The following is a 5,097-nucleotide window of genomic DNA, read 5'->3' on the forward strand; positions in this document are numbered from 1 at the left end:
TTCCTGCTGGTGGTGATGGGCTGGGTGATCTTCCGCGCAGAGAACCTGCACGTCGCCGGTCGCATGTACGGCGCAATGTTCAGCTTCGGCGAATGGTCGCTGTCGGAACTCAACCAGGCCAGCCTCACCGGTCTGCAAGTGGCAACCCTGGTGGTGGCTTACGTGACCCTGGCGTTCTTCGGCCTGCGTGATTTCTACACCAACCAGCCGCCGGTCAAGACCAAACCTGCGGTGAACATCGAAACCGACGGCCCGGCCGCGGCGACGCCTGGAAAGATCAAAGCCGTACCGGGCGACAACCCGGCCAGCATCCACGAGCCGGGTTACACCGTCGGCGTTGAAGCGACTGTGCAACCGGCCTATTGGACCGCCGACTGGTCCCGTTACGTGATGCGCGCCCTGGTACTGCTGCTGTTCATTGCCTCGATTCTCAAACTCTCGGCGCAAAGCTTTTCGCCGTTCCTTTACTTCCAGTTCTGAGGGATCTGACCATGACCCGCTCATTACGCATCTTCTACATCGCGCTGTTCCTGGTGACCTTGCTGGTCCTGGGCGTGTGGTCGGTACGCAGCTTCTTCGGCTTCAGTACCAACGCCGATGCCACCGTGCTCAACGGGCGCTGGACCAAAGCCGTCGAGACGCACTATGACGACGAGTTCCCGATCAAGCGCCTGGGCACCAACCTTTGGGCCGCGCTGGATTTCAAACTGTTCAACGAAGGTCGTCCGGGCGTGGTGCTCGGTCGCGATCAGTGGCTCTACAGCGATGAAGAGTTCCACCCGATCGTCAACGAAGAGTTGAACTTGCAAGGCAACTACGCGCTGGTCGAAGGCGTGCGCCAGGAACTGAAAAAGCGAGGCGTGCAACTGGTGATGGCGATTGTTCCGGCCAAGACGCGTCTGTACCCGGAGCACCTGGGTGAAGTGAAGCCGGCGAGTATCCACACCAATCTGTACAAGGACTTCCACGCTCGCGTGGCGGCCGACAAGATCCTCGCCCCTGACCTGCTCGGCCCGCTGCAACAAGCCAAGCGCAACGGTCAGCAAGTGTTCCTGCGTACCGACACCCACTGGACCCCGGAAGGCGCACAAGTCGCTGCCCAGACCCTGGCCAAAACCATCGCCGACAAGGCTCCGCTCAGCGGCGAACCGCAAAACTTCGTCACTGAACCTGCCGAGAAGGTGACGCACAAGGGCGACCTGCGGTTGTTCCTGCCGCTGGACCCGCTGTTCGAAAACCTGATGCCGGCGCCAGAACCTTTGCAGAAGCGCAACACCGTGGCGGCCCAGGATCAACCGACCGGTGATGACGCGTTGTTCGCCAACACGGAAGTGCCGGTGGCCCTGATCGGCACCAGCTACAGCGCCAACCCTAACTGGAACTTCGTCGGTGCGCTGAAAGAAGCGCTGCACAGCGACGTGGTCAATTACGCCGAAGACGGCCATGGCCCGATTCTGCCGATGCTCAGCTACCTGAAAAGCGATGCCTTCAAGAACAGCCCGCCACAAGTGCTGATCTGGGAGTTCCCTGAACGATATCTGCCTGTGAACAACGAAATCGGTGACGCCGACCCGCAGTGGGTCGCAGAGCTTAAACAAGCCGGCGCGCGCCAACAAAACGTAGCTGTAAACACCAAATCCGAGACGCCCGACCGGGCGCAAAACTGAAAGAGAGGTACACCCATGACTTTCACTACTACTCCTCGCCGTCTCGCCAAGACCTTCGCTCTCGTTGCCGGCATGAGCGTGCTCTCGATGCAGGCTTTTGCCGGTGGCGACGCCGCCCTCTACGGCCCGACCGCACCGAAAGGCTCCACCTTCGTGCGGGTCTACAACGCCGGTAACGCTGAAGTCAGTGCTACAGTCGGCACCACCAACCTGAACGAAGTCGCGCCGCTGTCCAGCACTGACTTCAGCTTCATGCCGGGCGGCGACTACAGCGCCAAGGTCGGTAGCCAGACCTTGCCGGTGAAACTGGCCGGCGATCACTATTACACTCTGGTCAACAACGCCAGCGGCGCGCCACAACTGATCGAAGAGCCGCCGTTCAAGAACAAACAGAAATCTCTGGTACGCGTGCAGAACCTCAGCGACAAGGCCCTGACCCTGAAAACCGCCGACGGCAAGACCGATGTGGTGCCGAACGTGGCCGCCAAGGGCCGTGGCGAGCGTGAAATCAACCCGGTGAAAGTCAGCCTGGCGCTGTACGAAGGCGACAAGAAAGTCGGCGACGTGAAGCCGGTTGCCCTGGAACGCGGTGAAGCGGCGGTGCTGTACGTCACCGGCAACGGCAGCAGCCTGTCGCCAGTCTGGGTCAAGCGCCCGGTCTCGACGCGCTGATTAATTCATCAGGACGGTGATCACCCTGTAGCAGCTGGCGAAGCCTGCGTCCGACTGCGAAGCAGTCGCAATCCAAGCAACTCGGTCTTTCTGAATGACCGCATTGACGGGATTCACGACGACTACGTCGCCGAACGCAGCCTCGCAGGCTCGGCAGCTGCTACAGAATCGGTGAGCCGATCTGATTACGGAACAAAAACAAGAGTGAAACGACAGAACGTTCGTGGCTCTAACCAATCGATTTAAGGGAGTAACAACATGATTCCGGTGATCTTGTCAGGTGGTAGCGGCTCACGTCTTTGGCCGCTTTCCCGAAAGCAATTCCCCAAGCAATTCCTCGCCCTGACCGGCGAACACACGCTGTTCCAGCAAACCCTGGAACGCCTGGTGTTCGAAGGCATGGATACCCCGATCGTGGTCTGCAACAAGGATCACCGCTTCATCGTCAACGAGCAGCTGAGCGCCCGTAAACTGGAAACCCAGCGCATCCTGATGGAACCGTTCGGCCGTAACACCGCGCCGGCCGTGGCCCTGACCGCGATGATGCTGGTCAATGAAGGTCGCGACGAGTTGATGCTGGTGCTGCCGGCCGACCACGTCCTGGAAGACCAGAAAGCCCTGCAACGCGCCCTGGCCCTGGCCACTGTGGCGGCCGAGCGTGGCGAAATGGTGCTGTTCGGCGTGCCGGCGACCAAACCGGAAACCGGTTACGGCTACATCAAATCCACCAACGATGCCCTGCTGCCGGAAGGCGTCAGCCGTGTCTCGCACTTCGTCGAAAAACCCGACGTGAAACGCGCCACCGAGTTCGTCCAGTCCGGCGGTTATTTCTGGAACAGCGGCATGTTCCTGTTCCGCGCCAGCCGCTTCCTCGAAGAGCTGAAAAAGCACGATCCGGACATCTACGACACCTGCGTACTGACCCTGGAACGTAGCGTGCAGGATGCCGACACCATCGACATCGACTCCGCCACCTTTGCCTGCTGCCCGGACAATTCCATTGACTATTCGGTGATGGAAAAAACCCAGCGCGCCTGCGTCGTACCGCTGACCGCGGGCTGGAGCGATGTCGGTTGCTGGTCGTCGCTGTGGGAGGTCAATGAAAAGGACGCCAACGGCAACGTCACCAAAGGCGACGTGGTCATCCAGGACAGCAAAAACTGCATGATCCACGGCAACGGCAAACTGGTGTCGGTGATCGGCCTGGAAAACATCGTGGTGGTCGAAACCAAGGACGCCATGATGATCGTCCACAAGGACAAGGTCCAAGGCGTCAAACAGATGGTCAACACCCTCAACGAACAGGGCCGCAGCGAAACCCAGAACCACTGCGAAGTCTATCGTCCGTGGGGTTCCTACGACTCGGTGGATATGGGCGGTCGTTTCCAGGTCAAGCACATCTCGGTCAAGCCGGGCGCGTGCCTGTCGCTGCAGATGCACCATCACCGCGCCGAACACTGGATCGTGGTCAGCGGCACCGCTGAAGTGACCTGCGACGAAAACGTGTTCCTGCTCTGTGAAAACCAGTCGACCTACATCCCGATCGCCTCGGTACACCGTCTGCGCAACCCGGGCAAGATTCCACTCGAGATCATCGAAGTGCAATCGGGCAGCTACCTGGGCGAAGACGATATCGAGCGGTTTGAAGATATCTACGGTCGCTCCACCCCGATCGAGCGCGGCGTGTCGGTGAAAACCATCGCGCAGTAATCAATCAGCAAATCAAAAAGCCCTCGTCCAGCCCGCTGCGTTCCCTATCCGCAGCGGGTTGGGCGGGGGCTTTTTTACACATTCATGCAGCCTTACGGGTTGTGGCTGGTTTTCTATGCCAGCCACTGACCTTTATTGATCCTGGTATTTTGATCTCAAGTGTTCCATGAAACGCACTATCGATACTGTCAAGTAATGCTCGTGAACTCATTCTTCCCACCTGAACCGGACTGATTCCCGAGTTGCCTAACAGCAGCGCCTTCAATTCTTTCAGTGGGCCTTTAACCATTGGCACCGCGCCCAGGTCCGAAGAGTGTTTGGGATCGAGTACATCGGGAGAAGCAAAAAACTCTACCTTATCGAAATCTTTACCCAAGGCTGCCTCCAGCACCTTGTCATCCTCAAGATCGTATTCGGCAAAGTGTGTCATCGAGCCGAGAAACTTGCGTTCATTCACTTCTCCATTTATCGCCAGAAGAAAGAAGGTGAAGCCCATGTTCCCGGCCTTGGTCCAATCCTTTTCATTGGTATTGCCGCCCTTTCCGCCTAACGTCTTCAAGTTCTGGTGAACCAAAGAAAAGTTAGACGCGATTTCCATAAAGGGAGGTGTTTCGCCGCTGCTCCCGTAGACCRTGTAATGGCGCAAGGTAAAGTTCTGGGGCTTGGTCTTTTCAAGCACCGCAGGTGTTGCCTTTGCTGTTTTGAACTTCAGTTTGCCCTGAGTGATTGTGTTCATCATGTTGTAAGGAGTCACTCTGTCCGTATCGCTGTAATTGTCCTTATACGATTCAAAAATCTCGATCGCTGTACGCACTGCCGAGTTGGATTTTGAGTTTTCACCCTGCTCGTCAAAGAACGTTAACGGGTTGTTTCGAACCATCCGATACAGGTTCAAGCCATCCACAGCGCCTGCCGGATCGGTACTCGCCCATCGCCGCAACCACGGTATGTAGTACCGGAAGCCATAGCAATAAAGCCCCGTGGCATCCTGTTCCTTGCCCGAATAACGAATGGTTTTATAGTCCACTTCAATCGCGTCGTACCACGC

Annotated in this window: 4 protein-coding genes and 1 pseudogene; 4 read left to right on the plus strand and 1 reads right to left on the minus strand. The window is 57.8% G+C overall.

The features are described from left to right. The 4 genes and pseudogenes from AC1DLB_RS20870 to AC1DLB_RS20885 all read left to right on the plus strand — a co-directional run. Positions 1-480 (plus strand): annotated as a pseudogene (locus AC1DLB_RS20870) (MBOAT family O-acyltransferase); the annotation flags it as partial. A gap of 11 nt (positions 481-491) precedes the next feature. After that, positions 492-1,667, plus strand: coding sequence for an alginate O-acetyltransferase (locus AC1DLB_RS20875; RefSeq protein ID WP_086944727.1), 1,176 nt, complete (start codon positions 492-494; stop codon positions 1,665-1,667). A gap of 15 nt (positions 1,668-1,682) precedes the next feature. Next, entirely contained in the window at positions 1,683-2,339 is a 657-nt protein-coding gene (locus AC1DLB_RS20880; protein ID WP_019581115.1) for an alginate O-acetyltransferase AlgF, read from the plus strand. Between the two features lie 258 nt (positions 2,340-2,597). Beyond that, complete coding sequence (locus AC1DLB_RS20885) at positions 2,598-4,049, plus strand: mannose-1-phosphate guanylyltransferase/mannose-6-phosphate isomerase (protein WP_064620199.1); 1,452 nt, start codon at positions 2,598-2,600, stop codon at positions 4,047-4,049. Positions 4,050-4,131: 82 nt separating this feature from the next. Here AC1DLB_RS20885 and AC1DLB_RS20890 read toward each other — a convergent pair. Next, positions 4,132-5,097, minus strand: a 966-nt coding sequence (locus AC1DLB_RS20890) for an RHS repeat-associated core domain-containing protein (protein WP_477785565.1), incomplete at its 5' end; no start/stop codon positions are given.

This window comes from Pseudomonas sp. 05N434 (assembly GCF_056396965.1).